Annotated in this window: 19 protein-coding genes; 3 read left to right on the forward strand and 16 right to left on the reverse strand. The window is 57.8% G+C overall.

Translation table 11 applies throughout. The features are described 5' to 3' along the window. The first annotated feature begins 5 nt into the window (after nucleotides 1-5). Entirely contained in the window at nucleotides 6-413 is a 408-nt protein-coding gene (locus ABLV75_RS26815) for a nuclear transport factor 2 family protein (RefSeq protein WP_070585075.1), read from the forward strand. Here ABLV75_RS26815 and cysM read toward each other — a convergent pair. From cysM to ABLV75_RS26860, 9 genes are all read right to left on the reverse strand, one after another. Beyond that, nucleotides 410-1321, reverse strand: coding sequence for a cysteine synthase CysM (gene cysM / locus ABLV75_RS26820; protein ID WP_348855221.1), 912 nt, complete (start codon nucleotides 1319-1321; stop codon nucleotides 410-412). The two genes, ABLV75_RS26815 and cysM, sit on opposite strands and share 4 nt — an antisense overlap. Before the next feature lie 133 nt (nucleotides 1322-1454). Further along, nucleotides 1455-2549, reverse strand: coding sequence for a sulfate/thiosulfate ABC transporter ATP-binding protein CysA (cysA, locus tag ABLV75_RS26825; protein WP_163530710.1), 1095 nt, complete (start codon nucleotides 2547-2549; stop codon nucleotides 1455-1457). After that, nucleotides 2539-3414 carry a sulfate/thiosulfate ABC transporter permease CysW gene (cysW, locus tag ABLV75_RS26830; RefSeq protein WP_004104348.1) on the reverse strand — a complete coding sequence of 292 codons (876 nt, stop codon included), beginning with the start codon at nucleotides 3412-3414 and terminating at the stop codon, nucleotides 2539-2541. Before cysW ends, cysA begins: the two co-directional genes overlap by 11 nt. Then, nucleotides 3414-4247: a sulfate/thiosulfate ABC transporter permease CysT gene (gene cysT / locus ABLV75_RS26835; protein ID WP_004104350.1), complete on the reverse strand. Its 834-nt coding sequence runs from the start codon at nucleotides 4245-4247 to the stop codon at nucleotides 3414-3416. Before cysT ends, cysW begins: the two co-directional genes overlap by 1 nt. Then, nucleotides 4247-5263, reverse strand: a complete 1017-nt coding sequence (gene cysP, locus ABLV75_RS26840) for a thiosulfate/sulfate ABC transporter substrate-binding protein CysP (RefSeq protein WP_004104352.1) — start codon at nucleotides 5261-5263, stop codon at nucleotides 4247-4249. Before cysP ends, cysT begins: the two co-directional genes overlap by 1 nt. Nucleotides 5264-5489: 226 nt before the next feature. After that, entirely contained in the window at nucleotides 5490-6389 is a 900-nt protein-coding gene (locus ABLV75_RS26845) for a Dyp-type peroxidase (RefSeq protein ID WP_070555679.1), read from the reverse strand. Nucleotides 6390-6481: 92 nt separating this feature from the next. Then, the gene (locus ABLV75_RS26850; RefSeq protein WP_032728609.1) at nucleotides 6482-7057 is read right to left on the reverse strand and encodes an RpoE-regulated lipoprotein; all 576 of its coding nucleotides are present in this window, start codon (nucleotides 7055-7057) and stop codon (nucleotides 6482-6484) included. Between the two features lie 61 nt (nucleotides 7058-7118). After that, nucleotides 7119-7568 (reverse strand): DUF2919 domain-containing protein, encoded by a 450-nt coding sequence (locus ABLV75_RS26855; RefSeq protein ID WP_016809551.1) that lies wholly within the window; start codon nucleotides 7566-7568, stop codon nucleotides 7119-7121. Further along, the gene (locus tag ABLV75_RS26860; RefSeq protein WP_348855223.1) at nucleotides 7555-7980 is read right to left on the reverse strand and encodes a GNAT family acetyltransferase; all 426 of its coding nucleotides are present in this window, start codon (nucleotides 7978-7980) and stop codon (nucleotides 7555-7557) included. The genes ABLV75_RS26855 and ABLV75_RS26860 overlap by 14 nt, the downstream gene beginning before the upstream one ends. Nucleotides 7981-8191: 211 nt before the next feature. Between ABLV75_RS26860 and amiA the strand changes: the two genes are divergently transcribed. Beyond that, nucleotides 8192-9067: an N-acetylmuramoyl-L-alanine amidase AmiA gene (gene amiA / locus ABLV75_RS26865; protein ID WP_004104362.1), complete on the forward strand. Its 876-nt coding sequence runs from the start codon at nucleotides 8192-8194 to the stop codon at nucleotides 9065-9067. Continuing rightward, the gene (gene hemF, locus ABLV75_RS26870) at nucleotides 9067-9966 is read left to right on the forward strand and encodes an oxygen-dependent coproporphyrinogen oxidase (protein ID WP_348855224.1); all 900 of its coding nucleotides are present in this window, start codon (nucleotides 9067-9069) and stop codon (nucleotides 9964-9966) included. Before amiA ends, hemF begins: the two co-directional genes overlap by 1 nt. Before the next feature lie 114 nt (nucleotides 9967-10080). On the opposite strand, the gene eutR is transcribed toward hemF, so the two are convergent. The 7 genes from eutR to eutH are packed head-to-tail and all read right to left on the reverse strand — an operon-like array spanning nucleotide 10081 to nucleotide 17263. Beyond that, nucleotides 10081-11133, reverse strand: a complete 1053-nt coding sequence (eutR, locus tag ABLV75_RS26875; RefSeq protein WP_004104364.1) for an HTH-type transcriptional regulator EutR — start codon at nucleotides 11131-11133, stop codon at nucleotides 10081-10083. A 48-nt stretch (nucleotides 11134-11181) separates the two neighbouring features. After that, nucleotides 11182-11664, reverse strand: a complete 483-nt coding sequence (gene eutK / locus ABLV75_RS26880; RefSeq protein WP_016809547.1) for an ethanolamine utilization microcompartment protein EutK — start codon at nucleotides 11662-11664, stop codon at nucleotides 11182-11184. A gap of 10 nt (nucleotides 11665-11674) precedes the next feature. Next, the gene (gene eutL, locus ABLV75_RS26885; RefSeq protein WP_348855225.1) at nucleotides 11675-12334 is read right to left on the reverse strand and encodes an ethanolamine utilization microcompartment protein EutL; all 660 of its coding nucleotides are present in this window, start codon (nucleotides 12332-12334) and stop codon (nucleotides 11675-11677) included. A 9-nt stretch (nucleotides 12335-12343) separates the two neighbouring features. Continuing rightward, nucleotides 12344-13237, reverse strand: coding sequence for an ethanolamine ammonia-lyase subunit EutC (gene eutC / locus ABLV75_RS26890; RefSeq protein WP_026056014.1), 894 nt, complete (start codon nucleotides 13235-13237; stop codon nucleotides 12344-12346). 20 nt (nucleotides 13238-13257) lie between these two features. Next, entirely contained in the window at nucleotides 13258-14619 is a 1362-nt protein-coding gene (gene eutB, locus ABLV75_RS26895; RefSeq protein ID WP_348855226.1) for an ethanolamine ammonia-lyase subunit alpha, read from the reverse strand. Nucleotides 14620-14630: 11 nt separating this feature from the next. Next, nucleotides 14631-16034, reverse strand: a complete 1404-nt coding sequence (gene eutA, locus ABLV75_RS26900) for an ethanolamine ammonia-lyase reactivating factor EutA (RefSeq protein ID WP_004104375.1) — start codon at nucleotides 16032-16034, stop codon at nucleotides 14631-14633. Further along, on the reverse strand, nucleotides 16031-17263 hold the full coding sequence (gene eutH / locus ABLV75_RS26905; RefSeq protein ID WP_004104378.1) for an ethanolamine utilization protein EutH: 1233 nt from the start codon (nucleotides 17261-17263) through the stop codon (nucleotides 16031-16033). The genes eutA and eutH overlap by 4 nt, the downstream gene beginning before the upstream one ends. Nucleotides 17264-17335: the final 72 nt, after the last annotated feature.

Here is a 17335-nt window from a genome sequence, read left to right on the forward strand (position 1 = left end):
CTGAAATGCACAATCCCAATCCGCAGCTTAAAGCCGCCATTGAAGCCTGCGATCGCGCTATCTCGCAGGAAGATTACGCGACGTTGATGGAGTATTACGCCGACGACGCCGCGCTGGTGGTCAAACCGGGCATGGTCGTCAAGGGCAAAGAAAATATCCGTAAAGCGTTTATCGCCATTGCCGACTATTTCCAGCACCGGCTGGTGGTAACGCAGGGGAAAATGGAGATTATTGAAGGCGGCGGCAATGCGCTGGTGATCATGGAAACCCGGCTGGATATACCGACAGCGGAAGCCGGGATAACTCAGGTTACGCGCCGCGCAACCTACGTCTTTCAGCAGCAGGGCGAGCGCTGGCTGTGTACCGTTGATAACTCTTACGGTACGGATCTGCTTGACGCGCCCGAAGTTTAAATTCCCGCGCCCTGGGTAAAGTGCTCTTCGCCAAATACGCCGGTCGAAAGGTAGCGATCGCCGCGATCGCAAACGATCGCTACCACTACCGCGCCAGGATTTTCACGGGCAATGCGTAGCGCGCCCGCCACCGCGCCGCCTGAACTCACGCCGCAGAAAATCCCTTCCTGCACCGCCAGCATCCGCATGGTGTTTTCCGCGTCCTGTTGATGAATATCCAGCACCGCATCCACCAGCTGCGCGTTAAAAATCCCCGGCATATATTCGGCAGGCCAGCGGCGAATGCCGGGAATACTGCTGCCCTCTTCCGGCTGCAGCCCCACGATGCTCACCGCTTTAGCCTGTTCGCGCAGAAAGCGGGAAACGCCGGTAATGGTGCCGGTGGTGCCCATGCTGGAGACAAAATGGGTAATCCGCCCTTCTGTCTGCCGCCAGATTTCCGGCCCGGTACTGGTGTAGTGGGCATAGGGATTATCCGGATTGTTGAACTGGTCCAGCAGCTTGCCTTCACCACGCTGGGCCATCGCCAGCGCCAGATCGCGAGCCCCTTCCATCCCCTGCTCTTTGGTGACCAGAATCAGTTCCGCCCCGTAGGCGCGCATGGCCGCACGACGCTCCTGGCTCATATTATCTGGCATCAGCAGCTTCATCTGATAGCCTTTAAGCGCGGCGATCATCGCCAGCGCAATGCCGGTATTGCCGCTGGTTGCTTCAATCAATACATCGCCGGGCTTAATTTCGCCGCGCTTTTCCGCTTCGACAATCATCGAAAGCGCGGCGCGATCTTTTACCGAACCGGCCGGGTTATTCCCTTCCAGTTTGACCCAGATTTCGCTGCCGTTATCTGGTCCCAGACGCTGTAGCTTCACCAGAGGCGTGTTGCCGATTGTTTGTTCTAATGTATTCACGGTTTTGCCCAATAAAAAGGCCGGGAAGCGTTTACCCGGCCTGCAAACATCCCCGGATGGCGACGCAGGCGTCTTATCCGGGCTACCCAATCCTGCCGTTGCGAAAACGGCGATAAACATGCGGATTAAGCTATCAGGCCGATTCAGCCAGAGCAAGCTCCTCGCGCGGCTCAATACGCTCACTACCGTTGTACAGGCGGGCATTCTGCAAGCCAACAAACAGGCGTTCCCCGCGATACGGCGCCTCTTCGCCCTGATACACCACGGTGAGCGATTCGTCATACCACCCGAGAGGCTGCACAACTAATTGGGTGTAGTGGCCTTTCGGGCTCGCTTCCAGCACCTGTACCGGCAGCGGTGAATCCAGGCTGGTGCGCCGGCTGATATCCACTTCCCACGGCCGCAGGAACAGATCCACCGGCCCCTGATACGCCGGGGTATAGCCTAACGGCCAGCGATGCGCGCCCACGTGAAACTGGCCGCCGCGAATGGTGCCTTTCAGGCGGTTCACTTCGCCCATAAATTCCAGTACAAAGCGGGTTGCCGGCTCGCGCCATACCCGATCGGGCGCATCCGCCTGTTCAATATTGCCCTGGCTCATCACCACCACGCGATCCGCGACTTCGGTCGCCTCTTCCTGATCGTGGGTAACGAATACGCTGGTAAACTTTAGCTCTTCATGCAGCTGACGCAGCCAGCGTCTCAGTTCTTTACGTACCTGGGCATCCAGCGCGCCGAAAGGCTCATCCAGCAGCAGAATTTGCGGTTCGACCGCCAGCGCGCGCGCTAACGCGACGCGCTGCTTCTGTCCGCCGGAAAGCTGGGCCGGATAGCGATCGGCCAGATGCGCCAGCTGAACCATCTCCAGCAGTTTGGTAACTTTCGCTTTGATCCCGGCGGCATTTGGCCGTTCACGCTTAGGCAGCACCGTCAGACCGAAGGCAATGTTGTCGAACACCGTCATATGACGAAACAGCGCGTAGTGCTGAAACACAAAGCCAACTTTACGGTCGCGAGCGTGCACCCGGCTGACGTCGGTACCGTGAAAACGAATGTGCCCGCTGGACTGATTCTCCAGCCCGGCAATGATGCGCAGCAGCGTGGTTTTCCCGGAGCCTGACGGCCCCAACAGCGCGACCATCTGTCCGGAAGGGATATCCAGCGAGATATCATTCAGCACCTGGGTGCGACCAAAAGACTTCTTAATATTGGCAATCTCAATGCTCATGATTTCCCTCCAGTTGCGCGCGTTTTTCCTGATTGGCCAAACGCCATTGCACCATACTCTTCAAAAACAGGGTCAAAATAGCCATTAACGTCAGCAGAGCCGCGGCGGTAAACGAACCAACGGTATTGTAGTCCTGCTCCAGTAGTTCTATTTGCAGCGGTAGCGACAAGGTTTCGCCGCGGATAGAGCCGGAAACAACCGATACGGCGCCGAATTCGCCGATCGCGCGGGCGTTAGTCAGCACCACGCCATACAGCAGCGCCCAGCGGATGTTTGGCAGCGTCACCCGACGGAACATCTGCCAGCCCGAAGCGCCGAGCAGAATCGCCGCTTCATCCTCATTACTGCCCTGGCTCATCATCACCGGCACCAGCTCGCGAACCACAAACGGACAGGTCACAAAAATGGTCGCCAGCACCATACCGGGCCAGGCAAACATAATCTGTAGGTTATGCTCATCCAGCCAGCCGCCAAGCGGGCCATTAGAGCCATAAAACAGCAGATAAACCAGCCCCGCCACCACCGGCGAGACGGCAAACGGAATATCCAGCAACGTCAGCAGCAGCTGGCGGCCGGGAAAGTTAAAACGCGTCACCAGCCATGCCAGCAGCGTGCCAAACACCAGATTCACCGGCACGGTAATTAAGGCGATCATCACCGTCAGCCAGATGGCGTGCAGCATGTCCGGATCGGCCAGGTTATGCAGCACCGGCATCAGACCTTTGCTGAAAGCCTGCACGAAGATATAGACCATCGGTACAATCAGGATAAAGGCGGAAACCAGCATCCCGATACCGATCAAAAACCATTTCCCCCAGTTAATGCGGGGGGCGTCATAACGCTTTAATTGAGCAACGATCGCCATTAATGACCTACCACGCGTCGACCAAAGCGACTTTGCAGGGTGTTGATTGAGAACAGCAGCAGTAACGATGCCGCGAGGATCACCGAAGCAATCGCGCTGGCGGCAGGGTAATCAAACTCCTGCAAACGAATAAAAATCATCAGCGAGGTCACTTCCGTTTTCCACGCGATGTTACCGGCGATAAAAATAACCGCGCCGAACTCTCCCAGGCTGCGGGTAAACGACAGCGCGACGCCGGCCATCAGCGCAGGTGAAAGCTCCGGCAGCACCACTTTGCGAAAGCTCTGCCAGCGCGTCGCGCCCAGGGTTTCCGCCGCCTCTTCATATTCCGGCCCCAGCTCTTCCAGTACCGGCTGCACCGTACGAACCACAAACGGAATACTGGTAAAGGCCATCGCCACGGCGATACCCAGCCAGGTATAGGTCACTTTAATATCAAGCTTCGCCAGCCATTCACCGTAAAAGCCGTTGACGGAGAACAGCGAGGCCAGCGTCAGGCCCGCCACCGCCGTCGGTAGCGCAAACGGCAGATCCATCAGCGCGTCCAGCAACGTGCGCCCCGGAAAGCGGTAGCGCGTGAGGATCCACGCCATCAGCAGGCCAAATACGCCGTTAAAGATCGACGCCACAAAGGCCGACAGCAGGGTGACTTTATAAGCGGCTACCACCTGCGGGTTACTGATCACATCCCAGTATTGACTCCAGGTCATTTCCGCGAGCTGCATTACCAGCGCGCTCAGCGGCAGCAGCAGAATTAAGCACACGAACAGCAGGCTGGTGCCGAGGCTCAGGGTAAAGCCCGGCAGCACGCGCTTTGAGGCAACAGCAAACATTACTTACGCCCCGCCGCCAGCAGTTTGTCCAGCTCACCGCCGCTGGCAAAGTGGGTTTTCATCACTTCCGGCCAGGAGCCAAACTGGTCCTCCACGCGGAACAGCTCGGTCTGCGGGAATTTATCTTTCAGGGAATCCATCACCTTCGGGTTGTTCACGCGATAGTAATAGTCGGTGATGATCGTCTGCGCCTGCGGGCTGTAGAGCCAGTTCAGATAGGCTTTCGCCGCTTTCTCCGTTCCGTTGGCCTGAACGTTTTTATCTACCCAGGCCACCGGGAATTCGGCCAGGATATTGGTCTTCGGGATAACCACTTCAAATCCCTGATCTTCGTACTGTTTACGGATGTTGTTCACTTCCGATTCGAAGCTGATCAGCACATCGCCCAGGCCGCGCTCGGCGAAGGTCGTGGTAGCCCCGCGACCGCCGGTATCAAATACTTCGACGTTTTTCAGGAACTGGGTCATGAACTGCTCGGTTTTCGCTTTATCGCCACCGTCAGCCTTGTCCGCCGCGCCCCACGCCGCTAAATAAGTGTAACGCGCGTTGCCGGAGGTTTTTGGGTTCGGGAAAATCAGCTTCACGTCGGAACGCACGAGGTCATTCCAGTCGTGGATATTCTTCGGGTTGCCTTTACGCACCAGGAAGCCCATGGTGGAGTAAAACGGCGAGCTGTTATTCGGCAGACGGCTTTGCCAGTCGGCGGGAATCAGTTTGCCTTTGTCGTGCAGAATCTGTACGTCGGTCACCTGATTGTAGGTCACCACGTCGGCCTTAAGCCCCTGCAGAATCGCCAGCGCCTGTTTTGATGACCCGGCATGAGATTGTTTAATCGTCAGCTTATCGCCGCCGTTATCTTTCGCCCACTGCTGTTCAAACTGCGGGTTAAGGGCGGCAAACAGCTCGCGGGAAACATCGTAGGAGCTGTTCAGCAGTTCCGTCGCCTGCGCCTGCGCAACCAGCAGCACAGAAGCAGCCAGCGCCAGATATCCTTTTTTCAGTGATTTAACGGCCATTGCGCACCCTTATCAATATGATGATTTTCTGCTGATCATCATATTTATAACGGCTATGAAAGGAGTAACGGTTTTATATACCGTTTGGCGATTTGGAAGTCGAAAAGAGAATAAGAGAATGGCAAAGCTTATCTGAATCACGCATCCATAACCGGAAAACGGGCGACGCTTGCCGACCGCGCCGAACGGTTCCCTCTCCCTGCGGGGAGAGGGTGAGGAGGAGATCTTACAGCGCCAGCAGCCTATCCAGGGACGGCGCGAAGTAGTATCCGCCGGTCACCGGTTTGGTAAAACGCAGCATCGCGTCGCGCTTACCGTCGGTATCACCGAACATACTCAGCAGCTGCTGTTCAATATTGTGCAGACGCGCGCAGTAGGCGCAAAAGTAGAGGCCGTGAGTACCGCTGGCGGTACCGTAAGGCAGGCTCTGACGCACAATCTTCAACCCTTTCCCTTCTTCTTTTAAATCCACGCGGCTCAGGTGAGAGGTTTCCGGTCGAGCATCGCCGTCAATCTCTTCGTTGGCCTCTTTGGTACGGCCGATCATCATCTCCTGCTCGGGAACGCTCATGCGGTTAAGCTGCTTGAGGTTGTGCTCCCAGCGTTGCACGAATACGTAGCTGCCGCCCGCATCCACGCCATCCTGAATCACCGCCACTTCACGACGGGTCTCTTCCCCCGCCGGATTTTCGGTACCGTCAACAAAACCGCTGAGGTCGCGCTCTTCAATCCAGCGGAAGCCGTGAATCTCCTCTTTGACCTCAATCGCGGCGCCAAAAGCGGACATGGCCGCCTGAGCGACAGAGAAGTTCAGCTCATGCTGCGCGGACAGGATATGAATCAGCACATCATATTGGGTCGACGGAGCCAGACCTTTACCGTAGCCCGGGAACGCTTTTAACTCTTCGGCCCCTACGCCGCCGCTCAGATGGCGCCAGACGTGATGACCGAAAGCGACGACAGCTCCCAGCTTAGCTTCCGGATATTTTGTCTGAAAGGTGGCTAACTTATCGGCAAACACTCTGCTGGCTTCGCGCAGTGCGTCCACATCGCCTTTGACATTCGCTTCAATCCAAATCGCCGCACGGCAATGTTCCGGCAAAATGCCGCTCTGAACCTGAGACATCGCTCCTCCTGAAATAGTACAGCCACAACGCTGTGGCTTTTAAGGCGCTATTGTACCCGCTTTTTCAGGACGTCGAATCACTTCAGATCAAATTAGCGACGCCAGATAATTTTGCTCACCTTCCAGTTTTTCAGCGTGTCATCGGAAGGCATTAACTCCTCAGGGCCGCTCCAGTTACCGGTAAAGGCATAGCTAATATGCTGGCTGCCCTCGGCCTTACACTCCACCACCGCACCGTTATCGTTGCTGCCTTTCTGACAGTTGCCAAACGCTTTGCTGTAAATATCGCTAAACGGGGTCCCGATTTTCACGCCGCTGGCGGCTTTGATGTTGCTATCCCGCACGTCGATACGGCTAATAGTCCCGCTCTCGCCGTTAATGGTCAGCGCAATCTTGTCATCTTTTAACGCTTCGAAGTAGCGCACAATATTGCCGTTAGCCGTTTTCATGCCGCTGCGCAGGCGGTAGCTGCTGCCGAGCGCATCGCCGATCGCCTGCTCGTTCAGCGGCGTTGTCGCCGTCAGGTTGCCTACGCCCTGTTCGGTCACTTGCGTAGAGGAACCAAACCAGTTCCACGGATAAGCCGACGACCAGTTAACCGAGCTCATCGTCGAGCAGCCGGTTAACGCCAGCGGTAATGCGCAGAGAAGTAAACGTCGCGATTTCATGACTCAGTCCTTTCTGATTAATTCAACGCAAGTTGGAGTACGCGATCGGCAAAAAGTGCCGTTAAACCTGCTCTTCGCGAAAACAGGCTTTCAACCGACGGTTGCTTAACAGCCACCAGAGCGCATAAAGATCCGCCGCCAGCAGGGAGATGGTCACCGCCGAGGGCGATTCTCCGCTCAGCCACAGCAGCGGCTGCCAGACCAGCAGCAGGCTCTGAGAAAGCACCAGCAGCCAGCGCATCATCGGCCAGAGGCGAGGAAAACGCTGACGATGTCCGCTGATGAGAAACGCCAGTACCGCCGGGATGCCGGGCAGCAATCCCAGCCAAAAATTATCGTGATCCGGATAAAACAGATTCAGCAGCGCGTCACCCTGCTGCCGCGACGCGCCGGCCATCAGAAACAGCACCCACGTCCGCGCCTGAAGCAGCAGCACGCACCAAAAAAGGAACGGCAATCGCAGGCGACCGTGGGCATCAAAATCGGCGGGGATAAACTCAGTATTCTTCATCTTCAATTAAGCGTTTGCCGAGGCACAGCACGTCCGAATGCTCATAGCTCAGGCGTTCGTACATCCCCTGAACCACATCATTATCTTCGCGGATCATAATGTTTATTTTCGGGCAGCCGCGGGCAATCAGCTTTTTCTCCAGTCGATTAAGCAGCGCGTTAGCAATACCGCGACCGCGATATTCCGGATGCACGCCGAGATAATAAGCAGAGCCGCGGTGACCGTCGTAACCGCCCATCACCGTACCAACCACTTCACCGTTAACTTCGGCCACCAGAAACAGGCTGGCGTCGTGGTTCAGTTTACGCTCAATATCCATTTCCGGATCGTTCCATGGCCGCAGGAGATCGCAGCGCTCCCACAGGGTAATAACCTCTTCGAAATCTTGTTGGCGAAAAACGCGTATCTCCATGGTATTGCCCACCATTAACGGTTAAAAACAGAGATTATGGCGCGATTGTGCCCGCTAGCCAATATCAGGCGCAATGAGCCGCAAAAAATGGCATAATATGACTTTGTCATGTATTGAAATGAAAAGTAAAACAATTCTTATTTTGAATGGTCGTATCAAAAAACACGATACGATATAACATTAGTCACCACTTGTTTGCAATTCAGGCCGAATGAGCACTTTTAAACCATTAAAAATACTTGCTTCGCGCCGCCAGGTGCTGAAAGCCGGGCTGGCAGCAATGACGCTTTCAGGGATCGCCTCTCAGGCCAGCGCGAAAGAACAACAGCCATTGAAAACATCCAATGGGCACAGCAAACCCGTAGCGAAGAAAAAAGGCGCCAGGCGCGTCGTGATGCTCGACCCGGGCCATGGCGGTATTGATACCGGCGCTATCGGCCATAACGGTTCAAAAGAGAAGCACGTCGTGCTGGCTATCGCCAAAAACGTGCGCAGCATCCTGCGCAATAACGGTATCGATGCGCGTCTTACGCGCAGCGGCGATACCTTTATTCCACTCTATGACCGCGTGGAGATCGCCCATAAGCACGGCGCCGATCTCTTTATGTCGATTCACGCCGATGGCTTCACCAACCCGAGCGCCGCCGGCGCCTCCGTTTTCGCCCTCTCCAACCGCGGCGCCAGTAGCGCCATGGCGAAGTATCTCTCGGATCGCGAAAACCGGGCGGATGAAGTGGCCGGCAAGAAAACGACCGATAAAGACCATCTGTTGCAGCAAGTGCTGTTCGATCTGGTGCAAACGGACACCATCAAGAACAGCCTGACGCTCGGCTCGCACATCCTGAAAAAGATTAAGCCGGTGCATAAGCTGCACAGCCGCAATACCGAACAGGCTGCGTTCGTCGTGCTGAAGTCGCCATCAATTCCGTCGGTGCTGGTGGAGACGTCGTTTATTACCAACCCGAACGAAGAAAAACTGCTGGGCACCACCGCGTTCCGGCAGAAAATCGCCACGGCAATAGCCAACGGCATTATCAGCTATTTCCACTGGTTCGATAACCAGAAAGCCCACTCGAAGAGACGTTAATGAAACCCGACGCGCACCAGGTAAAAGCTTTCCTTCTTCAGCTCCAGGATGACATCTGCCAAAAGCTTAGCGCCGTTGACGGTAGCGAATTTATCGAGGATAGCTGGCAGCGGGAAGGCGGCGGCGGCGGACGCAGCCGGGTGCTGCGCAATGGCGGTATCTTTGAGCAGGCTGGCGTGAATTTTTCCCACGTGCACGGTGATGCAATGCCGACTTCCGCAACCGCGCATCGTCCTGAACTGGCAGGCCGCAGCTTCGAAGCGATGGGCGTCTCGCTGGTCGTACACCCACGCAGCCCGTACATCCCTACCAGCCACGCCAACGTGCGTTTTTTTATCGCGGAAAAAGCGGGTGCCGATCCGGTATGGTGGTTCGGCGGAGGCTTTGATTTAACCCCCTACTACGGTTTTGAAGAAGATGCCGTTCACTGGCATCGTACCGCCCGCGATCTGTGCCAGCCCTTCGGTGAAGAGGTTTATCCGCGCTATAAAAAGTGGTGTGACGACTACTTTTTCCTCAAGCATCGTAACGAGCAGCGCGGCATCGGCGGTCTGTTTTTCGATGATTTGAATACCCCGAACTTTGACCATTGTTTCGACTTTATGCAGGCGGTGGGCAACGGCTTCACCGAGGCGTATCTGCCGATTGTCGAGCGGCGTAAAGAGAGAGTCTGGGGCGAGCGCGAGCGCGATTTCCAGCTCTACCGTCGCGGGCGCTACGTGGAGTTCAACCTGGTGTGGGATCGCGGTACCCTGTTTGGTCTGCAAACCGGCGGCCGTACCGAGTCCATTCTGATGTCGATGCCGCCGCTGGTGCGCTGGGAATACGACTACCAGCCGGAAGCGGGCAGCCCGGAGGCCGCGCTAAGCGAGTTTATTCAGGTACGTGATTGGGTTTAAAGTTGCCAGATGGTGCGATCCGTAGGCCAGATACGGCGCTGTTTTGCCTGATGGCGCTACGCTTATCAGGCCTACGATGACGGCACGATTCGCCAGCCGGTAAATAACGCGTAATCAAACCCACTGCCGCATCCGCTGATGCAGCGTCAACGACGGTTTCTCGGCGAACAGCTGTTGATAATCGGTGGCGAACTGGCCCAGATGCCAAAAGCCCCACTGCATCGCGGCATCTTTCACCGTTGCGCTCTGCGACCACGGGCTAATCAGCTCCCGGCGCACCGCGTTCAAACGAATGCGCTTCAGCCAGGCGTTCGGCCCGATCCCCAGAATCGCGTGAAAGGCATTTTGCAGCGTGCGGCGGCTAACGTGCAGCTGCTGACACAGATCGAGAACCGTCAGCGGCTCCGACATATTCTCCAGCACGAACTCCCGCGCCCGGGAAAGCAGCCGCCGGTAGCTCTGATGGCTGATGCTCTCGGCGGTGACCATCGGCTGCGCCTCCTCCAGCATCGCCCCCATCGCCAGCAGGAGATTATCGCCCAATACCTTGCGCACAGCGGGCTGATGAAGGTTTTCCGGATTCTCGCTAAACGTCGCCAGCGCCTGCTGCACAAAGCCCCATAGCGCTGCCTTGTGCTCCTCTTTGACCTCCAGCGCCGACTGGTTACGCAGCATATGCAGCACCCGCTCCGGGTGATGCAGGAAGCTGGCCTGACGGGAAATGACATCCTCTGAGATAACCACTCCCAGAATGGTGTAATCATCCGGCGTGCTGAGTTCGAACTCGGTGCCGCCGGGTCGGGTGGCGATCTCGGCGCTGCCGAGACACTGCGATCCTATAAACCCCTGCTCGCCGCGGGTTGTCGGGATACCGAACCAAAAAGAGTTCGGCCACACCAGGCAGGATTGACGCAGCGCCAGACCGGTATACTCGCGAAAAACCTGAATATCATCGAGCAGGATTTCGGTAAATTCACCGTGAAATTTCCCCGGATGCAGCTGATCGTAAATCTGCTGCCAGGCGGTAATCGTCAGGGCATGTTCATAGACATCGGTGGTCCGTCGCTGGTGGACGTTATCCACCTCGACCATCGGCGTCAATTTAACGTCTTCGGGTAATGCTTCATGATAAAGATGGTGCAGGCTGGCCGGTGTTTTCTTTTTCATGATCTTATCAACCGGGAGCGCTCTCGCGTTCCCGGCACCTCCGACTGGTTAATTTTTTAGACGATAGCGACTACTGCGTTTACGCAACGATCCGGTAGAAAACAGCTGTTCCAGCGCCTTTCTGGCTTCGTCAAGCGACCAGCCAAAATGGGCGGCCACCTCCCCTGCCGTCATTCCCTGACGCGTCGATGCCAGCAGCGCCAGTAAAGGCTCAGAGGACTCCGCTATCACCGGTGGCTGCGGGGCTTCCGGCTGCGGCTGAAAGCCGCCGATCAGCCGCTGGGTGTCCTCTTCCGGGCGCCCTATCTCCCGACGGCTAACAACGCGCCCCGTACGCTGCGCCGCAGCGCTTCCGGCATCCAGCGCCGCCCGGCACGCCGCCAGGTCGCCTTCCACCACGAGGGTTAACCTGCCGGGATCGAGAACCTCATGGCTGAGCAGCCGCACGTTGGCCGCCTTCAGCATCGCATCCGCCGCATCAACGGCGGCGACCATGCCGTCAACTTCCAGTAATCCCAGGGCGTTGATCATCGCTTCCCCCTTACGCGCGCTGGATTGGATGACGGGCAATATCCAGAACGGCATCGGTAAAGGCATTGCAGGCTGCCTTACAGGCGGCCTGGCTCCCCGTCAAGAAGGCGGCCGAATAGTTGGTTTCCGACGGCGGCGGCACGTAGGTGACCAGCTGCACGTCGGCCGATTTCATCGCCGCGTCAATGCCGAAAGTGGCCTCCAGCGGCGGTGCCACCAGATAGGCGATCGGATCGCCCAGCGCGATGCCTGAGGAAGACGAGAGATAAGAGCCGGTACGCGAAATCACGTGCGCCAGGAACGCCGTATCTTCGGCATCGTTGGCCCACTGAAACGCCGCTCCGCTTTCGATATGCGCCATCATCGCGTCCAGGCCAGCGCGAACTTCCGCCGGGTTCGGGCCGCCCAGCATAATCAGCACTTCCCCTGCGGTTGGCGACGGGCCGTGAGCTGCGCCAGCGTAGAGGGAGCGCCCGTAAACCACTTCAACCATCGCCTGTTTTGTCGCTTCGTCAGCGGCAATATAGGTCACATCATCCGAATCCGCCGTGATGAGTCCGAGGCTACGTATATGCGGCGGTAATTTAAGCTCGCGGGCAAAGCCGTCATTTACCGAAGCAATCACGCGCATGGCCGTCACCGAAGGGCGAATTAAATCTAATGCAGGCATGATGCCTCCTTAACGAGTCATATTGATGCCGGAAGCTTTCTGCTCCAGCATGCGTTTGGCCAAATCGACGATCACCGCAGCGGCTTCTACCGGCGGCGTGCCGCCTTGGTGAATATTGGAAATACAGGTCCGGTCCGCTTCAACGGTGGTTGCCACGCGCGGCGAATACACGGCGTAACAGGAGAGGCTTTCCGACTGCCCCAGCCCGGGACGCTCGCCTACCAGCAGGATGACCACCTTCGCGCCGAGGATTTCGCCAATCTGATCTTCAATTTTGACCCGTCCGTAGCGGACGAAGAACGGCGTACCGACCTTCAGCCCGGCCTGCTTCAGCCCCGACAGCAGCGGCGGCAGGATCTCTTCATAGTTGACGGTAATCGCGTCCGTAGAGAGGCCATCGGATACCACCACCTGAACGTCAGGATTCGCCACGCACTGCGCCTTCAGCGCGTCAATCGCTTCCGGACTCAGGCGACGGCCCATATCCGGGCGCGTCAGGTAGAGGTTCTTGTCGCTAATCTCGGAACGCACCTCGAGCAATCCCTGGTTTTTCACCCACTCTTCCGGAACCTCTTTCAGCACCGTATCCTTGGAGCGCGAATGGTCGGCGAGGAAGCGCAGCAGCGCGAGGGTGCGCGGACGCGGGCCGGCGCGGCCGGTGCAAACGCGCGCCGCCGTGCTGCGTTTCAGTTCGGCCAGCACTTCCGCGCGATGCGGCTGCTGCACGCCAATCCAGCCTTTAGCCTCTGGCGATCCTAAATCCAGCGCGCAGCTCTCCGCCGCGACCTCACACTGGCTCGCGCACTTCGTCGCCGCAGCCTGAGGCGCCGCTGCGGCCGTCTGCGGTTGTCCCATTGACGCCATCACGCTACGTACAATTTCTTCAATCTGCTTTTGATCCATCATGTGTCATCCCCGCGTCATCAAAAGAACAGTGACGGATCGCCCGCCCGTTGGGTCAGACGACCGTTTGCCATAATGCCCATGGTTTCCAGCCAGCGTTCGAACTCCGGCGACGGCCGTAGATTCAGCAGCTGACGGACGGTGGCGGTATCGTGAAACGCGGTGGTCTGATAGTTGAGCATGATGTCGTCGCCGAGCGGCATGCCCATGATGTAGTTGCAACCGGCGGTGGCGAGCAGAATCATCAGGTTTTCATTGAGATTCTGATCGGCGTCAGCATGGTTGGTGTAGCAGCAGTCGCAGCCCATCGAGATGCCGCTCAGCTTGCCCATAAAGTGATCTTCGAGACCGGCGCGAATAATCTGCCGGTCGTTATAGAGGTACTCCGGCCCGATAAAGCCCACCACCGTATTGACGAGGAACGGATCGTAGTGCCGCGCCAGGCCATAGTTGCGCGCCTCCATCGTCACCTGATCGGCGCCGAAGTTCGCGCCAGCCGACAGCGCCGAGCCCTGCCCGGTTTCAAAGTAGAGGCAGTTTTCTCCGGCGATACGGTTGAACTCGGCGCCGACCGCCCGCGCTTCATCGAGCATCGCCAGCTCCACGCCGAACTCTTTTAACCCCTTTTCGCTGCCGCAGATGCTCTGGAAAATAAGCCCTCCCGGCGCGCCGCGGCGGATCGCTTCAATCTGGGTAGTAACGTGCGCCAGCACGCAGCCCTGAGTCGGGATATTAAACTTGTCGATAACGCCGTAGACGGTATCGAGGACGCGGGTCAGGTTCTCCACGTCATCGGTCACCGGGTTAACGCCGATCACCGCATCGCCCGCGCCGAACGAGAGCCCTTCGTAGATTTGCGCCGCAATGCTCTGCACGTCATCGCGGGTATCGTTCGGCTGCAGGCGACAGCTAAAGGTGCCCGGCAGGCCGATGGTGGTGTTGGCTTTTTTAATCACCGGCATTTTCTTTGCGCCGTAGATCAGGTCGGCGTTGGAACAGACCTTCGCCACCGCCGCCACCACTTCTGAGGTTAGCCCTTTGCGCACAAACGCAATATCGTCGCTGGTGACTTCATCGTTGAGCACGTATTCGCGCAGGTCGCTGATGGTCCAGTTTTTAATCCGCTGATAAGCGGTTTCGTTGACATCGTCCTGAATCAGGCGCGTCACGCAGTCCTCTTCATAAGGGATCACCGGGTTATTACGAATATTGGCGACCGTCATATCGGAGAGCACCTGCTTCGCCGCTACGCGCTGCTGCGAACTTTCTGCCGCCACGCCCGCCAGCACATCCCCCGAACGCAGTTCGTTGGCTTTAGCCAGCACCTCTTTTACATCCTTAAACTGATAAACATTGCCGAACAATGTGGTCTTTAATTTCATAAGTCGTTCCCTCAGGAAGGAAATGCGAGTGATTTCACCGTCACCGGCACAACCGATCCGCCAAAAAGAGGCGTACCAATGTCGATATAGTCCCCCGCCCGTACGCTCACCTCATCGATGACCGCCAGCGGGAGTTGTTGCAGCTGCGGGCGCAGCAGCATGCCCAGCGCTTTGCCAAAGTCCTGCTCGGCCACCACCAGCAGGGGATGCGGATTGGGAAAGCGCGCGACAAAAGCCAGTAGCGCGTCAATCACCACCAGTAGGGCGGCGTAGCGCACCGGCAACGAAGCAGGAAGCGCCAGCACGTAAGCATCCGATCCCGGATCCAGATCGAGCTGCAGCAGCGCCTGCTGCCAGGCGCTCAGCAGATCGGATTCGTCAAGCGGGATCGCCACCGGCAGATTGCGCAGCGGGAGCTGAACCCCTTCCAGCCAGATAGTGCTGCCGGAAAGCGAGAGCGTATGCGCGCCGGCGCCAATCACCGTGGCGCGCACGGTTTGCGCCGGAAACTGCACGTTCATCTCCCGCAGCCGCGGATGCTCGTGCAGCGCCGTGGCCAGCAGCGGTCCGATATCCGCAAAACAGAACGGGTCGGCAGGCTGGTTGCGGTAGCACTCGCCCACTCCGCCGGAAAGGGTAATCACCTCGGGTACCGCGCCTGCGGGCAGCAGGCCGGTTTGCATCAGCCGTTGCGCCAGCGGAGAGAGCGTGCCGTCGATAACTTCGACGATCAGATCCGCCATCCGACGCGCTACCTGCGCTAACTGCGAAGCACTCAACGCGCGCGCATCGACGCCTGCGCCAAAAACCTCATCGACGATCATTTGCCCCGGCTGATGGGCATAAACCACCCGTCCCTGGCCGTCGGTCTCCAGCAGGCGTCCGCCAACGTTCAGGCAGGCGGTGGCGCTGACTTTTCCCGCTTCAAATAGCGCGTAATTTGAGGTACCGCCGCCGATATCAATGTTCAGCACCCGGCACATCCGCTGTTCAGAAAGGGTTTGCGCCCCGGCGCCGTGACCGGCAATCACCGATTCCAGATGCGGCCCGGCGCTGGCTACCACAAAGTCACCCAGCGACTGCGAGAGCGCCATCACCGCCGCCCTTGCGTTGCGGGTTTTTGCGCTTTCGCCGGTGATAATGATCGCCCCGGAGTCCACCGATTCTGGGGCAACCTCTGCGGCCTGATACTGCGCCAGAATCAGCGCCTTGAGTTCGTCCTCCTTCAGACCGCCCTGTTTATCAACCGGGGTAAAGAAGACCGGGCTTTGCCAGCTAATTTCGCGTTTGATGAATTCGTAGCGCGGCACCTGCGACACCGCCGCACGGTTAACCAGCTCAAGGCGGGAGAAGATCACCTGAGTGGTGGTGGTGCCGATATCGATGCCGACGCTCAGCAGCTGGCGAGTTTTCACGATTGCGTCTCCGCTTCGGTTGTCGCCGCCGCCGGTGCGTTTTCATCTTTCGGCACCAGCAGCATCGCCACGCCAATGGCGGTAACGCCGCCGATCAGCTTGCCGACGATCATCGGGAAGATCATGGCGTTCATGTTGGCGGCGGCGAAGCCTAAATGGTCGCCCAGCGCGAAAGCGGCGGAGACGGAGAACGCGCAGTTAATGACTTTGCCGCGAGTATCCATCTGTTTCATCATGCCGAACATCGGGATGTTGTTGGCCAGCGTCGCCACCATGCCTCCGGCGGCCATATTATTGATTTTCAGCAGATTACCGACGCGCATCAGCGGCTTTTCAAACCAGCGGGTCAGCAGCAGCACCATCGGATAAGCGCCGAGCAGCACGCAGGATATCGATCCAATGACTTCAATGGCGCGCATCACCTCGCCGGGCTGGTCGCCGGGAGCCATAAAGATCGGATCAAGTCCCGGGATCAGATCCCAGCCCAGCAGGAACTTGATGACCGCTGCCGCCAGGCCGATGGTGATCAGCGCCACCAGAAATTTGGCGAAGATCTGGAAGCCGTTGATCATTTTTTCCGGAATAAACTTCAGCCCCAGCGCGACCAGCACCGCGACGATAAGCACCGGGATCATATTCATCAGGATCAGCGCGAAGGTAAACTCTACCGGCTGACCGTTAATCTCCACGCCGGAGTACATGGCCACCAGACCGCCGGCGATACAGCCGATCGGAATCGTAACGATCCCGGCCAGCACGCCCAGCGCCAGGTAGCGGCGGTCAGAGGGTTCGATGATGCCGAGCGCGACCGGAATGGAGAACACCAGCGTCGGCCCCATCATCGCCCCGAGGATCAGGCCGGAATAGAGCCACGCCGCCACGTCGCCGCCCGCCAGCTCTTTGGCGAGGAAGAAACCGCCCATATCGCAGGCCAGCAGCGTGCCGGCAAACATCGACGGGTTGGCACCGAGCATTTCATACAGCGGAATAATCACCGGCCCGAGCAGGTGCGCCAGTACCGGCGCCAGCGCGGTCATCCCGACCATCGCCAGGCCCAGCGCCCCCATCGCCATAAACCCCTCTTCGAACTGGCCGCCGGAGCCCTCAATGCTTTTACCAAACTTGCCGAGAAAGCGCGCCGAGCCGCCAAACTGCGACAGGATCCTGTCCACGGCGGCAATCAGCATAAAGAACATCATGATGTACATGATGATTTCGTTAATTCCCATAGCCCTTACTCCCTGTCATTCGTTATGTGTAAAGACGTCCCATGGGCATACAACCAACGCCAGGACGGTAGC

The organism is Klebsiella sp. CN_Kp066 (assembly GCF_040065135.1).
Taxonomy (GTDB): Bacteria; Pseudomonadota; Gammaproteobacteria; order Enterobacterales; family Enterobacteriaceae; genus Klebsiella; species Klebsiella oxytoca.

What these genes read in the sequence shown, in the direction of transcription:
- ABLV75_RS26815 (WP_070585075.1), top strand. Translation starts at nt 6, where the DNA reads ATGCACAATCCCAATCCGCAGCTTAAAGCCGCCATTGAAGCCTGCGAT.
- cysA (WP_163530710.1), bottom strand. Translation starts at nt 2,549, where the DNA reads ATGAGCATTGAGATTGCCAATATTAAGAAGTCTTTTGGTCGCACCCAG.
- cysW (WP_004104348.1), bottom strand. Translation starts at nt 3,414, where the DNA reads ATGGCGATCGTTGCTCAATTAAAGCGTTATGACGCCCCCCGCATTAAC.
- cysT (WP_004104350.1), bottom strand. Translation starts at nt 4,247, where the DNA reads ATGTTTGCTGTTGCCTCAAAGCGCGTGCTGCCGGGCTTTACCCTGAGC.
- cysP (WP_004104352.1), bottom strand. Translation starts at nt 5,263, where the DNA reads ATGGCCGTTAAATCACTGAAAAAAGGATATCTGGCGCTGGCTGCTTCT.
- ABLV75_RS26845 (WP_070555679.1), bottom strand. Translation starts at nt 6,389, where the DNA reads ATGTCTCAGGTTCAGAGCGGCATTTTGCCGGAACATTGCCGTGCGGCG.
- ABLV75_RS26850 (WP_032728609.1), bottom strand. Translation starts at nt 7,057, where the DNA reads ATGAAATCGCGACGTTTACTTCTCTGCGCATTACCGCTGGCGTTAACC.
- ABLV75_RS26855 (WP_016809551.1), bottom strand. Translation starts at nt 7,568, where the DNA reads ATGAAGAATACTGAGTTTATCCCCGCCGATTTTGATGCCCACGGTCGC.
- ABLV75_RS26860 (WP_348855223.1), bottom strand. Translation starts at nt 7,980, where the DNA reads ATGGAGATACGCGTTTTTCGCCAACAAGATTTCGAAGAGGTTATTACC.
- amiA (WP_004104362.1), top strand. Translation starts at nt 8,192, where the DNA reads ATGAGCACTTTTAAACCATTAAAAATACTTGCTTCGCGCCGCCAGGTG.
- hemF (WP_348855224.1), top strand. Translation starts at nt 9,067, where the DNA reads ATGAAACCCGACGCGCACCAGGTAAAAGCTTTCCTTCTTCAGCTCCAG.
- eutR (WP_004104364.1), bottom strand. Translation starts at nt 11,133, where the DNA reads ATGAAAAAGAAAACACCGGCCAGCCTGCACCATCTTTATCATGAAGCA.
- eutK (WP_016809547.1), bottom strand. Translation starts at nt 11,664, where the DNA reads ATGATCAACGCCCTGGGATTACTGGAAGTTGACGGCATGGTCGCCGCC.
- eutL (WP_348855225.1), bottom strand. Translation starts at nt 12,334, where the DNA reads ATGCCTGCATTAGATTTAATTCGCCCTTCGGTGACGGCCATGCGCGTG.
- eutC (WP_026056014.1), bottom strand. Translation starts at nt 13,237, where the DNA reads ATGGATCAAAAGCAGATTGAAGAAATTGTACGTAGCGTGATGGCGTCA.
- eutB (WP_348855226.1), bottom strand. Translation starts at nt 14,619, where the DNA reads ATGAAATTAAAGACCACATTGTTCGGCAATGTTTATCAGTTTAAGGAT.
- eutH (WP_004104378.1), bottom strand. Translation starts at nt 17,263, where the DNA reads ATGGGAATTAACGAAATCATCATGTACATCATGATGTTCTTTATGCTG.